The organism is Natrinema sp. LJW11, assembly GCF_056135975.1.
In genome coordinates this window covers 13,624-30,491 of sequence record NZ_JBWBDM010000012.1, presented here as the reverse complement: position 1 = coordinate 30,491, position 16,868 = coordinate 13,624, and the positions used below count along the sequence as shown (strand labels likewise).

The 16,868-nt window shown below is 58.2% G+C and carries 17 protein-coding genes and 4 pseudogenes; 9 read left to right on the top strand and 12 right to left on the bottom strand.

What is annotated here, in order from left to right; translation table 11 throughout:
- Positions 1 to 47: 47 nt before the first annotated feature.
- Both AC0QDI_RS23250 and AC0QDI_RS23245 read right to left on the bottom strand, forming a co-directional pair.
- The gene (locus AC0QDI_RS23250; RefSeq protein ID WP_474672282.1) at positions 48 to 455 is read right to left on the bottom strand and encodes a DUF8160 family protein; all 408 of its coding nucleotides are present in this window, start codon (positions 453 to 455) and stop codon (positions 48 to 50) included.
- Entirely contained in the window at positions 452 to 1,270 is an 819-nt protein-coding gene (locus AC0QDI_RS23245; RefSeq protein WP_474672280.1) for a ParA family protein, read from the bottom strand. The genes AC0QDI_RS23250 and AC0QDI_RS23245 overlap by 4 nt, the downstream gene beginning before the upstream one ends.
- A gap of 422 nt (positions 1,271 to 1,692) precedes the next feature.
- Between AC0QDI_RS23245 and AC0QDI_RS23240 the strand changes: the two genes are divergently transcribed.
- The 6 genes and pseudogenes from AC0QDI_RS23240 (at position 1,693) to AC0QDI_RS23215 (ending at position 6,964) form a co-directional block, all read left to right on the top strand.
- Positions 1,693 to 2,367 (top strand): RNA polymerase subunit sigma-70, encoded by a 675-nt coding sequence (locus tag AC0QDI_RS23240; protein ID WP_474672279.1) that lies wholly within the window; start codon positions 1,693 to 1,695, stop codon positions 2,365 to 2,367.
- A pseudogene (locus AC0QDI_RS23235) lies at positions 2,364 to 2,942 on the top strand (nucleotidyltransferase family protein); the annotation flags it as partial. The gene AC0QDI_RS23240 and the pseudogene AC0QDI_RS23235, both read left to right, overlap by 4 nt.
- Positions 2,943 to 3,205: 263 nt before the next feature.
- The gene (locus AC0QDI_RS23230; protein ID WP_004514842.1) at positions 3,206 to 3,349 is read left to right on the top strand and encodes a hypothetical protein; all 144 of its coding nucleotides are present in this window, start codon (positions 3,206 to 3,208) and stop codon (positions 3,347 to 3,349) included.
- 336 nt (positions 3,350 to 3,685) lie between these two features.
- Positions 3,686 to 4,485: pseudogene (locus tag AC0QDI_RS23225) on the top strand (hypothetical protein).
- A gap of 2 nt (positions 4,486 to 4,487) precedes the next feature.
- Positions 4,488 to 4,793, top strand: a complete 306-nt coding sequence (locus AC0QDI_RS23220; protein WP_474672277.1) for a DUF8156 family protein — start codon at positions 4,488 to 4,490, stop codon at positions 4,791 to 4,793.
- Positions 4,794 to 4,795: 2 nt separating this feature from the next.
- Entirely contained in the window at positions 4,796 to 6,964 is a 2,169-nt protein-coding gene (locus tag AC0QDI_RS23215; RefSeq protein WP_474672275.1) for a type B DNA-directed DNA polymerase, read from the top strand.
- 139 nt (positions 6,965 to 7,103) lie between these two features.
- On the opposite strand, the gene orc4 is transcribed toward AC0QDI_RS23215, so the two are convergent.
- Complete coding sequence (gene orc4 / locus AC0QDI_RS23210; protein ID WP_049908454.1) at positions 7,104 to 8,336, bottom strand: DNA replication protein Orc4; 1,233 nt, start codon at positions 8,334 to 8,336, stop codon at positions 7,104 to 7,106.
- Between the two features lie 629 nt (positions 8,337 to 8,965).
- Positions 8,966 to 9,289 carry a DUF6788 family protein gene (locus tag AC0QDI_RS23205; protein WP_474672274.1) on the bottom strand — a complete coding sequence of 108 codons (324 nt, stop codon included), beginning with the start codon at positions 9,287 to 9,289 and terminating at the stop codon, positions 8,966 to 8,968.
- A 138-nt stretch (positions 9,290 to 9,427) separates the two neighbouring features.
- Here AC0QDI_RS23205 and AC0QDI_RS23200 point away from each other — a divergent pair.
- Positions 9,428 to 10,195 (top strand): annotated as a pseudogene (locus AC0QDI_RS23200) (helix-turn-helix transcriptional regulator); the annotation flags it as partial.
- On the opposite strand, the pseudogene AC0QDI_RS23195 reads toward AC0QDI_RS23200, so the two are convergent.
- The 8 genes and pseudogenes from AC0QDI_RS23195 to AC0QDI_RS23160 form a co-directional block, all read right to left on the bottom strand.
- Positions 10,178 to 10,465, bottom strand: a pseudogene (locus tag AC0QDI_RS23195) (DUF6610 family protein); the annotation flags it as partial. The pseudogenes AC0QDI_RS23200 and AC0QDI_RS23195 overlap by 18 nt on opposite strands.
- A gap of 124 nt (positions 10,466 to 10,589) precedes the next feature.
- Complete coding sequence (locus tag AC0QDI_RS23190) at positions 10,590 to 10,811, bottom strand: DUF8129 domain-containing protein (RefSeq protein WP_474672273.1); 222 nt, start codon at positions 10,809 to 10,811, stop codon at positions 10,590 to 10,592.
- 139 nt (positions 10,812 to 10,950) lie between these two features.
- Positions 10,951 to 11,262: a hypothetical protein gene (locus AC0QDI_RS23185; protein ID WP_474672271.1), complete on the bottom strand. Its 312-nt coding sequence runs from the start codon at positions 11,260 to 11,262 to the stop codon at positions 10,951 to 10,953.
- A gap of 97 nt (positions 11,263 to 11,359) precedes the next feature.
- Positions 11,360 to 12,529, bottom strand: a complete 1,170-nt coding sequence (locus AC0QDI_RS23180) for a hypothetical protein (protein WP_474672270.1) — start codon at positions 12,527 to 12,529, stop codon at positions 11,360 to 11,362.
- 162 nt (positions 12,530 to 12,691) lie between these two features.
- Positions 12,692 to 13,234, bottom strand: a complete 543-nt coding sequence (locus AC0QDI_RS23175) for a hypothetical protein (RefSeq protein WP_474672268.1) — start codon at positions 13,232 to 13,234, stop codon at positions 12,692 to 12,694.
- Positions 13,231 to 13,695, bottom strand: coding sequence for a hypothetical protein (locus tag AC0QDI_RS23170; protein ID WP_474672266.1), 465 nt, complete (start codon positions 13,693 to 13,695; stop codon positions 13,231 to 13,233). Before AC0QDI_RS23170 ends, AC0QDI_RS23175 begins: the two co-directional genes overlap by 4 nt.
- Positions 13,696 to 13,892: 197 nt before the next feature.
- Positions 13,893 to 14,024 carry a hypothetical protein gene (locus AC0QDI_RS23165; protein ID WP_008458061.1) on the bottom strand — a complete coding sequence of 44 codons (132 nt, stop codon included), beginning with the start codon at positions 14,022 to 14,024 and terminating at the stop codon, positions 13,893 to 13,895.
- The gene (locus AC0QDI_RS23160; protein WP_474672264.1) at positions 14,024 to 14,710 is read right to left on the bottom strand and encodes a DUF6166 domain-containing protein; all 687 of its coding nucleotides are present in this window, start codon (positions 14,708 to 14,710) and stop codon (positions 14,024 to 14,026) included. Before AC0QDI_RS23160 ends, AC0QDI_RS23165 begins: the two co-directional genes overlap by 1 nt.
- Positions 14,711 to 14,827: 117 nt before the next feature.
- Between AC0QDI_RS23160 and AC0QDI_RS23155 the strand changes: the two genes are divergently transcribed.
- Together AC0QDI_RS23155 and AC0QDI_RS23150 are read left to right on the top strand one after the other, a co-directional pair.
- On the top strand, positions 14,828 to 15,043 hold the full coding sequence (locus AC0QDI_RS23155) for a hypothetical protein (RefSeq protein ID WP_474672429.1): 216 nt from the start codon (positions 14,828 to 14,830) through the stop codon (positions 15,041 to 15,043).
- A gap of 6 nt (positions 15,044 to 15,049) precedes the next feature.
- Positions 15,050 to 16,855, top strand: coding sequence for a hypothetical protein (locus AC0QDI_RS23150; RefSeq protein WP_474672263.1), 1,806 nt, complete (start codon positions 15,050 to 15,052; stop codon positions 16,853 to 16,855).
- Positions 16,856 to 16,868: the final 13 nt, after the last annotated feature.

The window sequence follows — 16,868 nt, the reverse complement described above, 5'->3', positions numbered from 1 at the left end:
TTGAGATGATCAGTCTCAACTACTGCCGGAACTCATTCTGCGCGAGGTCACCCGTCACCGAGTTCCGAAAGGCGGGCTTGAATTTCCTCAGTATCCGCATCAGAGAGCGCCTCAGCACCGAACTGAACGAGTAGCGGGTAGAAGTGGCGGTTCTTCTTGAATTCGTCCTGGCCCGCCTTTCGGAGCTTTAGCTGCGACTCGAGGTAGGTATCCTCCATTTTGTCGAGGACATCGTCGGGGATGTAGATCGTCCGCCCGTTCCACTCGTCCTTGATGTTCGTCTTCGTTTTGATCGTTTCGTTCGTTTCATTCGTTGAAGTCGATTCGGTCGTTTCGGTCGATGAACTGGTTTCCACCGTTTCACTCACCTCACTCGTTTCGCTGGAATCGACCTCATCGTCCTCCTCTTCGTAATTGCCCTCGATGCCGGAAGCATCACCCCAGCCGTCGCTCATGCTTCCACCTCCTCAAGCGCGGTCTTCTCGAACGTCTCATCGAACAGGTCGGCGATCTCGTTGAACAGGTCGCGTGCATCCTCGACGCGCTGGTTCTCCTTGCCGAAGCCGAAGACGGACACTCCTTTACCAATCGACTGAGAGAGGTCGGTCCGCTTCGGGATCTCGAACACTGGGAGGGAGTACGCCGACTTGATCTCCTCGATGGTGTCGCGGTGTTCGGCGTTTTGCTCGACACGGTTACAGACGATGGCGAGCCGATTGATATCTCCGTATGCCTGTTCGAGGGAGCTCAGCTGCTTTGCGAATATCTGGAGGCTGTTGGCGTTGAGCTTCTCGGGAATGACGGGGATGACAACGTTGCCGGTCGCGACCAGGGCATTATCGGTGAGGACGTTAAGCGACGGCGGTGTGTCGACAATGATGTAGTCGTAGTCCTTCTCGAGTTCGTCGAGAGTCATCTCCAACCGCTCGCGACTCTTCGGTGCCTCAAGCAGCGTCTGGATGTTCTTGTTGTTCGCGAGCTTCTCGCTCGCGGGGAGGATGTCGAATTCCTCGTGCTCGACGATAATGTCGTTCACCGACTCCATCTGATCGAAGTCGAGGACGTCGAACAGCGTTGTACGGTCGGTATCGTAGTACAGATCGTTGTAGCCAAGCGAGCAGGTGAGCCCCCCATGATAGTCAATATCGACTAGGAGGACATCGTAGCCCCGGGCAGCTAGCGCCCCACCTGTGTGAATGACGTCAGTCGTCTTCCCGGCGCCTCCCTTCTGATTCGCCACGGTGATTCGTGCGGTATTGGTGTCGGTCATTTCTTTCGTTTCCCTCGTTGCGTTCGTTCCGTTCGTTTTGGTCGCTCTGTTCGTTTGGTTCGGTGAGGGTGTTTCACTCGGTGAGAGGAATACTACGATGTTAAAACCAATTGTTCGTTTCGCTCATTGAGGCAAACACACTCGTTTTCATCAATGCATTCGTTCTATTCGTTACGTTCGTTTCGCCCGTTCTGTTCATCGAGTAGAAGCCGGCCAGCCCATCCTCAACCTGTTCGTTCCTCAGAATGCGTTCAACCCATTCATTTTTCTCGTTCTGTTCGTTTTGCTCGTTGAATTCGTTATAGTCGTTCCGTGTGTTTTCAGTGGGGATCTGGACTACCTTCGAGACAAGTGGGGAGATCGTGCTTTATGGCCAGTCGAGTAAGAGTTTTAACTGTTACCGGATTATTGGTAACCACCAGATGTATGAGGTGCTCGACGACACGGCGGCACAGACTATCCTCGCCATCGAGAGTGGTGACTCCATCCGCCATGTCGCCCAACACCTCCACACGCCCTACGAGACAGTGAGACAGGCCGTCAATCGGCTGGAAGACGCAGGCTACGTTTCCTATGACGACGGCCTCACTGTAGTCGACGAGCGCGTACGCGACGCAGCGCTCGATCTCGTCGCTGCCAGCGCCGGCGTCAGTCCACCCTCCATCGAGGAAACGTACGTCATCCCACAGTTCAGTGACTGGCCGTTCGCGTTCACGCGGATCGACGCCGTCTACGTGTGGACTCAGGGCGGCTACCAGGTCGGTCGCGAGCCCGACGACTATCCACTGTTCCTCGCTGTTCGTGAGCAGGACGTCGACGCCTGGGAGACATTTTTCGAGTGGTTCGACCTCCCGACCGCATTCGAACGACAGCCCCGAGACGAGTTGGACGGACCGCTGCAGATCGTCCTCGAGCCACGCACGTCACTCGATATCGAGCACGTCGAAGGGTACCCGGTGATCCCGAGAGCAGAGACAATCGAGTATATGCGCGAGAACTACGCCCAGTTCCAGTCGGGGCTGGCGATGCTCGACCGGATGTACGAGGACCTCGACCTCGGCGTCACGTATCGAGAGACCGAACGGGCCCAGCCATGAGCTTCAACAACCGAAGTGACGCGCTCATCGAACTGCTCGAGGAGCTCACCCAAGAGGGTCACGAGTACGTTCTCGTCGGCGGGTACGCTGTCTCAGCGTTTAATGCTCGATTCTCCACGGACCTCGATATCGTCGTCGCGCCGGACTCCAAGGCTGACTTCGTCGAGTTCCTCGAACAGCAGGGATTCGAGGAAACGGACAGTCACGCCAAGAAATGGTTCTACGACACCGAAGTAATCGAGTACGAGAAGCGGCTCACGCCGCAGCAGCCGATCGGCTTCGATCTCCTGGTAAACGGACTCGGGTGTCGCCAGACGGAGGCACAGTGGTCGTTCGACTACCTGTACGACCACAGCCACCAACAGGAGGTGAGCGGAGGTACAGTGACGACCACAGCCAGAGTCATCGATGGGGCAGTCCTCGTCGCGGCAAAGCTCCATAGCAGCCGTGAAACAGACCTCCGGGACGTCCTGGCAGTAGCAGAAGAAATCGATCTCGACGCTGTCACGCCTCACCTTCGGCGAGGGGACGACGATGCGCTACGGGAGCAACTTGAGCGTGGACTGGAGATCATTGGAAGGTTGTGCCATCGCGAGCGCGTGAAAAAAACGTGACGTGACTTTCAGAACCACCTCCATTAGACAAACGCGAACGGAGCCTTCTCACACCGATGGTTTACCGAGAAGAAGACTGATCCACAGAAGGGACAATGGGTTAGAGTGCTCGCGGAGCAGCTGCTCATCCTGCTCGGAGAGCGGTCGCACCGCGAACGTATTGGTTCGCCTCACGACAACAGACATTTGTTCCTGAATGTCTAAATGTCTTTTGGACACAAACGATGCGACCGAACATCGACATCTCGCACACACTGAATGGGCGGGTGAAAGACTACGCCGAACAAGAGGACAAGGACCTCGAAGAAGCCTATCAAGAGATTATCGAAGCCGGTCTAGAGGCGGTGGAACATCCAGACAAGCCGTAGCACCTGGATTGTGGGGCCGTGTTGTCGCTCAGACCCAGCCTGAAAGGATGGGCCCACTCGCTACGAATCATCCGAACCAAGGTCATTCTGGAAGCCTTCTCGGAAATCTTCGGACGATTGCCAAAATCCGTTGCCTGAGTCCGATTTACCGCATTACTCGTCATTTCTTGGAAATGCGGAAGCGACACGCCGCGGCTTATCTGGTACGTGGCCATCTACTAGAGTATGCCCGACCGCTCCACATCGACGTCGAACCGATTGGCGGTAGACCAGCCAACACGGAGCGCTGACCGCAACCAGAATCTGGCTAATCAAGCCGATCCCGCGACGGACGGAATGTTGCTACCCTCCCTTGAGGACGGTATCACACTCCTCGATGTCGACGGTGATCAGGGTGTTCCGATCCTTCAGTCATTGGTACTCGATCATCTCCTCTTGCACGACGGGCCCGCTTTCTGGATTGACGCAAACGGCCAGCGACGACGGCCACGCTGACGCAGATCGCCCCCAGTCAACGGTTGCTCAACCGAATCCACGTCGCACGCGGATTTACCGCGTACCAGCACTACGGCGCCGTCTGTGATCTCCCGACGGCAGTGAACAAGTCGATCCAAATGTCCACCACCGATGCCGGGGCGGCCGGTCGACGGGCACCAAGTCGCGACGAGGACACGTCGCCCCATACCCCCGCCCTCATCGTCGCGCCGGCCGTCGACGCCCAGTACCGCGCCGACGATACCCTTGGCGAGACTCACGCGAAAACCCTCCAGGCCCGAACCCTTGCCCGGTTAGCGACCTACGCCGAGGGGTACGACATCCCGATACTCGTTACGCGAAACGAACGAAACGAATTCACCGAGCCGATCGCGACGGTCGCCGACCACCATCTGGAGTGCGAGCAAACTCGGATGGGGCCACGGGTCGTCGGCGAGGACTTCGAGACGCTCGTCTATCCCGTCGACGACGGGGCGTACTACCAGACGACGTTCGCGTACTGGCGGCAGCTGCTCGCGGCACGCGCCACGCAGGTCGGCGTGGAACCGACGACGCCAGCGCCGTCGACTCCGGAGGGTGTCGAGACAGGGGTCACCGCTGACGGTGAGACGGTGGCGGCGACCGGGACAGGAGGGCGATAGCGATGGGGCGCACGAACCCGACGTACCGAGATGCACTGCGGGCCATCGAAGAGCGCTGGGCAGAGTTCCGGCGGGCACTGCGGCGTCGCGACCAGCCGCGCTTCGACCGGCTGTTCGAGTACGCCCGCAAGCACGCCGACGCGAGTGGGCTGTTGAACCACCAGGACCCGCTGCTGCCGGCGCTGCTCAGCATCGATCTCGAACAGGAGGCCCGCCTCGACGACCACGAGGAACGCCTCGAAGAGCTCGAAGCCGCGGTCGCAGCACGCGATGATCAAGAGAGTGCCCCACCGGACTCGAACCCGTGACGATGCCGTTCAGTATCGACTTTCTGGACGACGGCCGCGTCCTGGAGTGGGAGGCAACCGCTGACGGCGCCGTCGCGAGCGAGCGCGATGACTACACCCCACGCTTCTACGTCGCGGCCCGCGACCCTGATGCCGACCTCGACCTCACGCCACTCCAGTCAGTGTACGACCAGCACCCGGACGTCGTCGCGACCGAGACGGTTGCGCGACTCCCCGGCTTTCGACGGGACGAGGAGGCCGTTCTCGCGGTCGATGTCGCCCACATCGATCGCGTCACTCCACTCGCCCGGCAGGCGCGTCAACTGTCGAACTATCCAGTCGGGGATCTCGCCTGTTTCAACGTCGACTTCTCGCGAGAGTTCCGGTACTGTCTGGAGACCGGCGCCGATCCGACGCCGGCGAGCGAACTGTCGACGCTCCGGCTTAGCGTTCCGGTGACCGAAACGAGCAACGACGTCTACGGAGAGTTGACCGTCGCCGGCGACACCGTCACCGGCTCGCCGACGGATATCCTGACCGCCGTCCAAGAGGCACTCGAAGCGCACGATCCGGATGTCCTGGTCTTCTCAACGAGCGAGATCGTCCCGACCCTGTACGAGATGGCGACGGACGCCGGCGTCGACGACTTCTCGCTGAGTCGGTGGCCGGACGTCGATTATCAGCAGCTCGCGAGCCGGTCGACGTACTCGAGCTACGGCCGCGTCGGCCACTCGCCGGCGAGGTACAACGTACCCGGGCGGGCAATCATCGACGAGTCGAACACGTTCTTCCACGGGGAGACGAACCTCGACGGCGTCCTCGACCTCGTGTCGCGCTCGAACAAGCCCGTCCAGGAGCTCGCGTGGGCGTCGATCGGGAACGTGCTCACGGCGATCCAGATCTGCGAGGCCCACGACCGCGGTGTCCTCGTTCCGTGGAACTCCTGGCGCCACGAGTTCTACAAGCCGATGGGGACGCTCCACGACGCCGACCGCGGCGGCTTCATCTTCGCGCCCGAGGTCGGCCTCCACAAGAACGTCCACGAACTCGACTTCTCCTCGTTGTACCCGAACATCATCTGTACCCGGAACGTCTCGCCGGACGTCATCCGGTGTGACTGCCACAGCGACCGCGAGGACGTCCCCGGCCTCGGGTACTCGATCTGCGACGAGCGGGGTTACCTCGTCGACGTGCTACAGCCGATCATCGACGCGCGCGACGAGATCAAGGCGGCCATCCGTCGCGAGAAGGAACGGGACAACCCCGACGAGGACCGGCTGGCAGAACTCGAGGGACGGTCGGGAGCGCTGAAGTGGATCCTCGTCGCCTGCTTCGGCTATCAAGGGTTCAGCAACGCGAAATTCGGCCGCATCGAGTGCCACGAAGCAATCAACGCGTTCGCTCGCGAGATTCTGCTGACGGCGAAACAGCGGCTGGAAGCTGGCGGCTGGCGGGTCGTCCACGGCATCGTCGACTCCATCTGGGTGACGCCGGACCCTGACGTCGACGACGAGGACCGCGAAGACCTCCAGACGCTCGCGACGGAGATCACGGAACGCGTCGAGATTCGGCTCGAACACGAGGCCCACTACGACTGGGTGGCGTTCGTCCCGCAGCGCGAGAGCGACGCCGGGGCGTTGACGAAGTACTTCGGGAAGGTCGCCGGCGACGACGACTTCAAGATCAGAGGCATCGAAGCCCGGCAGCGCTCGACCCCGCCGTTCATCGAGGACGTCCAGCGGGACTGTCTCGACCAGCTCGATGCCACGCGGTCACCGCACGCGGTGCTCGGACGGCTCGAACAAGCAATCAGCGAACTACAGGCGGGCAACGTAGAAGTAGAGCGGCTCGTCGAGCGGAACCGTGTCTCCAAGCCCCTGGAAGGCTACTCACAGAATACACAGAACGTGGCCGCCTTGAAGCGAGCCCGCGAGCAGGAACTGGCAGTCCACCCGGGCCAGGATATCGAGTACGTGGTCGTCGACGACGACAAATCCTCGCGAGACCGGGTCGCCCTCGCCCACGAGGAGATCGAGACCTACGACGCCTCGTACTACGAGACGCAGCTGGTCAGAGCAGTCGAGAGCGTGCTTTCACCGCTCGGATGGGACCGATCCGACATTCGCCGAGAGCTCTCCGGTGAGAGGGACGCCGTTTTGAGCTCGTTCGGAGCCACCAACGAACTGTCGTAGTGGACCCCACCCCTGGTTTCCGTCGTTTCGATCCAACCCCACGTTTCCGACGTAATTTTCGACCCCCCTCGTTTCCGTCGTTTCCTCACGCCCCACCCCGGATTTCCGTCGTCCGCACCCACTCAGTAGTAGGGGGCCACTACTCGCGAGTCCAGTCCTGCATCCGGCTGTCCTCGAGGATCGTCTCGCGGACGACCTGGGGGTCTTCGATGAGTCGGTTCTGGAGGTGGATGCCGCCCGCACTCCCCTTGTTGATCTTCTCGATTTCGACAACCCCGAGGAAGGCCTGCTCTTTCAGGATGTCGCGAAACCGGCGGACGGAGAGGATATCCATATCGAGATGGTTGCAGATGCGTTCGTACTGGTCGTACACCCGGCTCGTGAGGAACGCATCGTCGTTACTGTTGACACTCAGTTCCGTGAGCGCCAGCAACGCTGCCTTCGCCTGCGTGGGTGCGCCGTTCACGAGTTCTCTGAACCGGTCCTTTTCGGCGTGCTGCTGTGCCTGGCGGACGTGTTCCTCCGTCACTTGCTCTGCCCCGGCCTCGTAGGCGACCTCCCCGGCGTGACGAAGAATGTCGATCGCCTTCCGAGCATCGCCGTGTTCCTGCGCGGCAAAGGCCGCCGAGAGCGGAATCACGTCCTCGGAAAGGACGCCGTCCTGGAAGGCGTCCTCACGGTTGAACATGATCTCCCGGAGCTGGTTGGCGTCGTATGGCTTGAAGAACAGCTCCTTGTGCTGGAAGCTGCTTTTCACGCGCTCGTTCACGTTGTCGACGTACTGGATCTTGTTGCTGATCGCGATGACACCGACGCTACAGTCGATTTTCCCCGCCTCCTCAGCGCGCGAGAGCTTCATCAACACGCTGTCGTCGTTCATCAGATCGATCTCGTCGAGGATGATGATCACAGAATCGAATTGAGCATCGAGCGTCTTCCAGAGGAGTTTGTAGTATTTCGACGTACTGAGGCCGGTATGAGGGACGGAAATTCCAGTCGAAGATTCATCGTTCAGCTTCGCGGCAAGTGAGGAGATTGCTTGGGTTTCGGTATTGTCTTCAGCACAGTCGATATACGCTGTTCCAATCTCGACGCCATCCTGAGCGGCATTTTGAGCTCTTTGACAGACGTGTTTTGAAACGAGGGATTTGCCGGTCCCCGTTTTCCCGTAGATCATCACGTTTTCCGGGGAGTACCCGTGGACAGCACCGTTGAGACGTTTCGCGAGCTTCGAGATTTCCTCGTCGCGACCGACGATCCGGTCAGCCTCCGGCACGTGGCCGATTTTCAGGAGATCCTTGTTCGCGAAGATGCGATGCCCGGATTCAAAGAGTGGATCGTCGACAGAACTGGGTGAAGAGTCGGGCGTCATTGAATATCACACGGTGTGAGCGGGGGAAGTATAAATCTAGTGGAGAACGCCACCCCACGTTTCCGACGTTCCTTGTCCGATATCAGCCGGAAAATGCCGTCATTCGGTGGAATTATATTGCTGACAATATAGCCGCGTTTCCGACGTGAGAGAGGAAACCCGTAGACGGAAGCGTCGCCTCGATGTCGAATCCCGAACCCACACACCCCACGTTTCCGTCGTAATCACCGAACAGATGGGGAGGGGACTCGAAGAAGACGTCCACGACGAGATACCAAAGACGAGAGCGGCCTAGCCGTCCAGAGCTGGCCGTCTATAGGAGCAGATAGAAAGGATTGTTTCAGCTGAGGGGGCGAAGTACTTCGTCCCCTCCTTGGTCGAAGTACACTTAATGAGCGTTTCTCATCTATGCCACTTTAATCTATGTGTTCCAGAAGTTAGTTCATCTCTAGGTTGGTTCTAGGTCAACATAATTAGTGGCTGCATAGCACTATCGTAGCCTCTCCCTACGCCGTCGTGGAGAAACGACGGAAACGCGGGGGGTGTGGACCCTTCGAAATCAGCGTCACCCCTCCACCCACATCCAGTTACGACGGAAACGTGGGGTGGGTGTCCTCCCTCACCGAGTTTTACTCGTCCGGGTTGACCGGGCCCCTGTACTTCGACTTCACTGAATCGCCCTCCCGCCACTGCCAGTAGTAGTAGCGATTGTCGTTGATCTCCTTGATCGTGACCGTCGCTTTGGCCGGGACGTCGTCCGGGAGATCGTCTGGCTGCTCCTCGACCTCTTCTTGATCTGCCGACTCCTCGAGACGGGCCTCTCGTTCCTTGTGCTCGGCGAGCGCTTCAGCGTACGTCGCAACATCTCGGAGCTGCTCCGGATCCGACTCGTTGAGCGTGTTGACGATCTCCGTCGGGAGGTTCGCCGGTGGGGTCGGGGGTTCGTAGGACATCAGCTACTCTCGTGTTAACCAACATGACCCACGAGTCCATAGTTTTGTTGGTTAAGACGGTGGGGACGGTTCTCGCGATTGCTGGTTGTAACACTACTCGAAACTTCTTTATATACGAGTTTCGTACTATGTTACACCGTGCTCCGGCGCATCGAACTTGAGGTCCTCGCCACGGTCGACCGCGGCGACACGATCTCCGAACTCGCGACGAAGCTCGACCACAGCGAGAGCTACCTCTCTCGTGCCGTCGCCGACCTCGTCGAGAAGGGGCTCGTCTACACGGAACGCGACGGCCGGCGAAAACGAGTCATCCCGTCGGATGCTCGCGCCGTCGAGCTCTATCAGGACCTCGTTCGTCAGCACTCCCACATTGACTTCCCCGAGCTACTGACCGGCAAGGCACTCGAGGTGCTGTACTACCTCGACCAGCCGCGAACCGTCTCCGAGATCGCCGACCGGAGCGACAACTACCGCAACACGGTCAACCGGGTCCTCAAGCGGTTTCGCGACCGTGGGCTTGTCGGGACCATCGACGGCCACTACGAGTTCAACGCCGACTTCAACCGCCTCCACGAGTTCGCCCGTGAACTCGCACACCATCTGCATCGCCAGCGCCTCGAAGCCGTTGCCCCGAAGGGTACGATTCTCTGGGAGGACTACGACGAATTCCTTGCTCAGGCCGAGACGGAGATCGATGCGGAGGCGTTCCACGAAACCGGCCTCGCTCGATTCGCCGCCTTCGACCTCCAGTTCCTGCTCACCGGCCACCGCTACTACTTCTATTCTGAAGAACTCGATGCCGTCTCGCCGGCGGAGCTGTGTTGTCACACTCTCTTGATCGACGACGGCAGCCGTCACCGCTCGTACTGTCTCCTCCTGCTCAGCCACGTCGACGTCTCCGATGACCCCGACCTCTGGTTCGTACTCGAAGAAACGGTCGATGAACCGCTCCAGATCGGGATTCCGGAAATCGTTGTCGAGCATCCCAACGGGGAGGCTGAGATTCTGATACTGCGTCTCCTGGTACCCACAGTCCTCGCGAAAGCCGGAAAGGAAGCCGAGGTCGACAGCGTCGACGACAAATGGGGCTCGATGCAGAAACGCCACGTAGTCTGCCTGTCTGGCGGCGGCGATTTCGCGGGCGGTGCTGGCGCTGGAGCTCAGCTCGAGAGACATGATTAGGCACGCGAGGCCGCTGCTGGCTGCCCCCGCACCCATTCAGGGGCCCGAAAACCGAGGCACAGGGGATTAACCAACAATAGAGGGAACTCACGCGGAGTATGTTGGTTAAGAGCAGAGCTTACTCTTCGTCCTCACGCAGCTCTTCGGCCTTCCACTTGAGCCGGCGCAGAATTGGCGTTCGATTCTGGTGGGCGTTCTCGTAGGCAACGCACTCCTGGAGGGTTTCCATATCCGGAATCGTCTCGATCCCTGCCTTGATCAGGCTCGTGTTCGGTGCTTCAAGCCGCTTTTCAGGCGGAAATTCGTCTGACGCCTCTGAGTCGTCTGTAGATGTACCCATAACGGATGCCTCCACCTATCGAGGGCACGAGCAACAGCAGAGAATTGAAGCAGTAGATCTTGGGAAGGTGCACCCACTGCGAATGAGACCATCAAAATAGAGGCCTTCACGACAGGATTCGCGCTGTCTCGAAGCCCAATCAGGCTTCCGAGGATTCGAGCAAAACGAGGTTCTGAACAGGGTATGGGTTATTCTCGCCGTCGAACTCGTCCTCAGGGACGTAATGCCAGAGGTGGCCGTCTACCTGGTAGAGAAACGACTCGCCGCCTTCTGCTTCAACTCGTACTCGCTTCCCGACATTATCGTCTTCTTCCCAGCCGATCACGGTCAACGGCTCGACGGGCCATTCAAAGAATTTGACCGAGTCACCACGCTCCAACTCTTCAAAAGTCTCTATATCCCCCTGCTGTGGCTCTCGCGCGTCGAGAGTCGGATTATGCTCAATAGACATGGTCTCTGGGTACGCCCCTACTCACTTAATACTGTCAGCAGTGGATTCCAGCCGCTAGAACGGAAGCACGCCTGGCGAATCTTCTCTCCGACTGCTCTTAGCCCATCGCCTCTTGGAACCGCTCGCGCAGCGCGTCCTCGCGTTCTTCGAACTGCTCGACTTTCTCCTGCAGGTCGTCGCTGACGCGCTCGATGCTCGCCAGCGCTCGTTCGCCGGCCAGCGAGGCCTGTGACCCGTCGTCACCGTCCGCCTCTAGCTGCTGCTCGTACGCCTGCTCGACGCGCTCGATCGTACCTTCCGGGTTGAACAGAATGTCGTTGGCGATCCGAACGTATTGATCGAGGGATGCCCCCTCTTTCCCCTGGAAGAAGTGGGTGAGAGCGTACGTCGCGCCGGAATGCAGCGTCCACATATCGATCTCGAAGGGGGACGCCGCATTGGCTTCTGCATCGCCGGCGGCACGCTCGGCCAAGTAGTCCGGGAAGCCCAGCAGGGTGTAGAACTCCGTGACGGTGAACGGGAGCTCCGAGAAGTCGAGGTCGATATCCTGAGCGTCCCGGATGAACTCGAATAGGTCGTCGGCGACGAGTTCGACCTGTGCGAGGAGTTCCTCCCACCAGGTGCGGAAGTTCCGCACGTCGCCGACGTGTTTGATGACCTCCTTGTCGGTGAGGGAGCGCATCGTGTTCGAGCAGTAGCCATCCTGAGCGAACCCCTCCACGTAGACGGCGTGCTCGCCGAAGAAGTCGTAGCCCGACGTGACGCCCATCGTGATCGGGTCCGACCGGCCGGGCAGGCGCACCTCGAGGCCGTCGAACATGATGTCCATGTGGACCTCGCCGCCGCCCCGGTAGCGCCGAATCTCGCCGAACATCACCTCGCCCAGCGGCGTCCCGTCGATGGTCTCCTCGCGGAGGACCTCCTCCAGCGGCCCGTAGACGTCGACCGGGTTGATGATCGAGTACGAGTCAGTCGGGATATGGAACAACGGGTCCGTCTCCGTGTCCTCATCTCGGGCCTGCTCCCGAGCCCGACTCGGCTCGACGAGCGCGTTGAACCGCTCTGTCTCGACCCACTCGTCGGTGAATGGATTCTGGTACGCCACGGTCGTCTCGACGGCCTGCGGAAGATCACGAACCGCCTCGGCGAAGGTCACAGGGTCTGCATCTCTATGGCGCTCTCGATACCACTCGGGTAGTTCGGTGTCGGTACGTCCATCGACGCCAGCGAAGATGGTTCTAGACTCTGGATCTTTCACCTTAGTCACCTCACTTCAGGAATCCTCGTCGACGTGCGACTGCATCGTCTCGCGCCCTGCGCCCCTCTCCCGGGCGCAAAAACAACACCACGTTAACCAACACCCGTCTCTGAACGGCGAGGAGTGTTGGTTAATCCAGGTCCAGTCCGCGGCTCGGATCAGATATCGGAACTACTCAGATTCGTCTCTCCGTACCCGGACCTGCTCAGGATTTGGAACCCAGGGGTGTGCTTCCCAGCAATGCCGAGCGTGGCTTTGCGGTGAGTCGAACTCTCTACTACAGGATCCACACTCGTAGGTGGCATCGGGCCAGGGCTCGCTGACGAACATCGCTGTCACCGTCGTCGCCACCGGCTCGGGAGCCTCGTTCCGTGAAACGTACTTGTAGCCGAGAACCGTCCGTTGGCCCATCGCTGTTCGGGCGATCTCGGTGGGCTTGTCCTCGGGGAGATACACCCAGCGAACGAAGTTGTCGACCGATTTCTTAGCTGAGGGCTGGAGGATGAACCATCGCTCGTGGTCATCTCGGAACAGGTAGCGTTCGGTCCCCGTGTTTTGGAGGTATATTGGGTCACCCCTGCCGGGGACGAGTTGCAGTCCGAGCGACGGCGATACCGGTTTCAACAGCTGGTCGACGACCGATGAATCGTCATCTGTCTGGCTGTCCGAATCTGCCTCCGCTACGAATTCATCGAGACTGGCATTCGTGGTCACGGGGACCACCTCCCGAGTGAGGCCTGTTCCCGGTCGGACTCAGCTGGGACCTCGCAGAGAAACCGCCACTTCGGCTGCTCTCGGATCTGCTTATCGGGGCGATTTCCCGCTTGGCCGGGGTCCGTTTTACCGGCACAGTGCCAGCCCTTGTCTCTGAGCGCTTTGATCGTCGAGCCGTCGAAGTCGGCTCGCACGAACGTCAGCAGGAGCCGAACGCCTCGTCGCTGGCCGTGCCGACGCACGAACCGTTCCATCGACCGGGCGAGGGCGGCAGAGGCGAGATTGGGGAAATCGACGCCGATGCAAATCCGTGCTGCCTCGACGATTTCGTCGCCCTCGAATCGCGTCCCGTCGTACTCCAGCGAGCGAATCAGCGGATAGCGCCACGTAATCGCACCTAGTAGCTGGTCCTGGTAACAGAGTCCGTGATGGACGAGATTCGTCCGGGGGACATCGTCCATATAGGAGTGATGTGCTTCGTAGATCGCGCCGGCGACATGGCGCGGGATCGATTCGATATGGACGCGCTCTGCGAACCGCAAACCGAGCGGCGCCGTGACCGGCTGCCCCTCCCGATGGATGGGACACGAGCACCCCTCGGGGGTAGGCGTATACTGGAAGCCGGTACTCCGTATTTGGTCTAGAGAGTGAGTTTCGGTCACGAGTCGGTGTCGTCGGTGCGCTCCTGTCGGTCGTTGTATCGCTCCAGTTCGCGCCCGATTTTCTCGAGTGCCTCGACACCACGTTCGAGGAGCTGGTGGGTGGCTCGCGCCAGTCGAAGCGTCTCCATCAGTGCTCCCCCTCCGGGGGTTCGATGAGGTCGTTGCTCTCTTCGGCGAGTTCCTGGATTACCCGTTCTACGTCAGCATCCTCGGCAACCGTCCGATGTGCGAGCGGGGCAGGATATGCACGGTCGCCCTGGCTGCAGAGCACGACCAGCCACTCGTCGCTTCCATCCCCGAGTACGATGTAGTGGTCGCGATCAGCGCGCTGGAAGACCCGCCGGTCCGGGCGAGAGACGGTTCGCCAGTTCTCGGGGAGCGACGGTGACGGCCGTCCGCCGTCCGCGAGCGCGACGACATCGTCGGTAAGGGTCGCCATCGCGGCGTCGATCTCCTCGCCGGTGAGGTGCCAGCACGCCGCTTCACCGTCGCACTCCAGCTGTGAGACTACCTGATTCCGGAACGCGATGTAGTGCTCACGGGCGAACTGCTCATCGTCGTAGTAGTCGAGAAGGAGCGCGCACGCGAGCTGGGCGGGCCCGCTACCACTGTACCCCCACTCGAAACCGCTCGGACTGTGGTTGACGAGGTCCAAACTGCGCTCGAGGGAGAGTCGCCGATGCTCCGAGAGGTTCAGGACGACGGCTTGGCCATCGACGCGGAAGCCGACGTATTCGACTGTGTCTTGGTGAGACTGAGCGGCCGATGCGACTGGAACCGATTCCGAACTGGCCACTGGTACATTCCCGTTCATCGCTGCTCGCGGGCGGTTCGATGACCCCCGCACCCTTCTCAGGGGTTCAACAAACAGGACGGCGCTGCGTTCGGCAACGTATTTGGCAGTTGCAACGTACTGTCCGCATAATTCGGAATGGCTGTACTGGACGATTTCTCGGGGTTCGAGTTCGAGGACGTGATGGAGGACGTGTTCCGCAACCTCGGCTACGAGAACTATCCGTTTCGAGGGCCCGATGTAATACACGCCACCGAAGAAGATCCAGATTTGGAAATCGGTGAAACAGATGATTTATCGGAGATCAGAGAACAGTTGGAGACATTAGATCCATGGTCTGAGTTCCGGGACTGAATATCAATGATGAGAGAACATCTGAGACTTGTTGGCGGGGTTTTACTAGGCGTAGCAATTGCAGTATTCATCGGATATGGTCCCCTTCCTTTTGTTCCCGTTGATAGACTCATCAGGGACGTCCTCAAAACGCTGATTACAGCTCAAGTCTCACTATTGGCCATCATTTTCTCAGTCGTATTCATTGTAACTCAGATTGTTAGTACACGCTACTCTACAGGATATATTGAGCTGTTTTCGAAGTCACCAGCTATCAAGCATACGTTCTATATTTCAATGGTGTCCATCACTCTCAATATACTGTTCCTCACAACCCTTGACATCTACAAACAGAGTACAAAATTAGCAGCTTTCATACTGCTCCTGGAAACATCATTAGTCTTCTTTTGGGGAATTTATAAGTATATTACTATTGTATTTACACAGTCTACTCCAACAAGGCTTCTGAAACAATACGGTGATAGCCTCTCGCCGATGGATTATGTTGAAAACTCGATCTCTGCTGCGCGAACGGAGACAACTTCGGATCACCCACTGCAAGTGGTCTATGATACTTCAAGAAATGCAATAGACGAAGAAGAGATTGGGGTTGCTGAGGTAGGCGAGTCAGTCTTATCTGACGTGTCTAACGAGATCGTTGACGAAATAGTGTGTACTGGGGGAACTGACGATATCGCAATTCCCCCGGATTATGACGATGACTTTGCAAATACAGAAGAAGGGGAACGTATCGGCTTGCTGTTTTCACCTGTTTTAGACCGATATTTCCCGGAGATTGCAACACGGGCCGCTGACGTTAACGAACCCACATTGGTTCGCAACACGATGGAGGATATGAGTGAGCTTGGGAGTAAGGGAATTGAATGTGGTGCACCCAATTTAGCAAATCTCTCAGCTCTTTTGATCCACCAACGAGTTATTAGACCAGCTCCGGACCCTACCAATAAGAATGACGCTTACAGTGAATTGCTTTACACAGGGGTTTCAGGCGTACTAGATATCTTTGAGGAGAGTTTAGAAGAAGACGAGCTAGACACGTTCCTTGACCAATCGCATATGGTTTACGAGGGGATGCGTCTCGTTGATGGAAAGATCGATCCTGAGAACATACACCAGAATAGTTCTATTATGGAGTTTGCAGAGCGTCAGGAAGAGTGGTATCGGACTTTTGTAGAGAAGTATCACGATTATTTCGAAAGCAGAGACTTTTCTGAGGACGACTTACTAGGGAAAAAGTCAGATGACATCACACCGAGCTGGGATCCAGAGTTATATAATGACTCTCGAGTTTCTGTCCTAATTAACATCCGTCTAAATCTAATGGCCATAACGGCCGAGCACACCAAATCACTGGAGCAATCAGAATCACCTGGGCTGATTTCTGTATCTCTTGATGAGGCTTGGAGAAAAATCGTTGGCGTAGCACTTTCCAATCCACCTCGTTCGAGTGCTGTTTTGCTCGTTCAGCGGTATCTAGAAATTGCAATATACCGCGCAGAGGAGTATGAAGGTCATGCGGTTACTCTGATATTGCATTTGGCTAACGCCCAGGGTGAACAAATCGAGATTATTGAAGAAGCATTTGATAACATACTACAAAATCCAGATCCGATGCAGTTCGTCGAATACTACGGGTTTAGAGGTCTACCACGGAGTCTTATTTGGACTCCCTACGAATTTGCAGATCATTCTGATGACTATCTGAAAGCCTCGCTCGAGCTACGCACAATGTTTAAGAAACACGTCATAAAGAAGCAACTTCACCGAGCAAATAGCGCCGCAACACAGCTAAAACAGCAATTATCAATGTAGCAGAGCTCTGGTT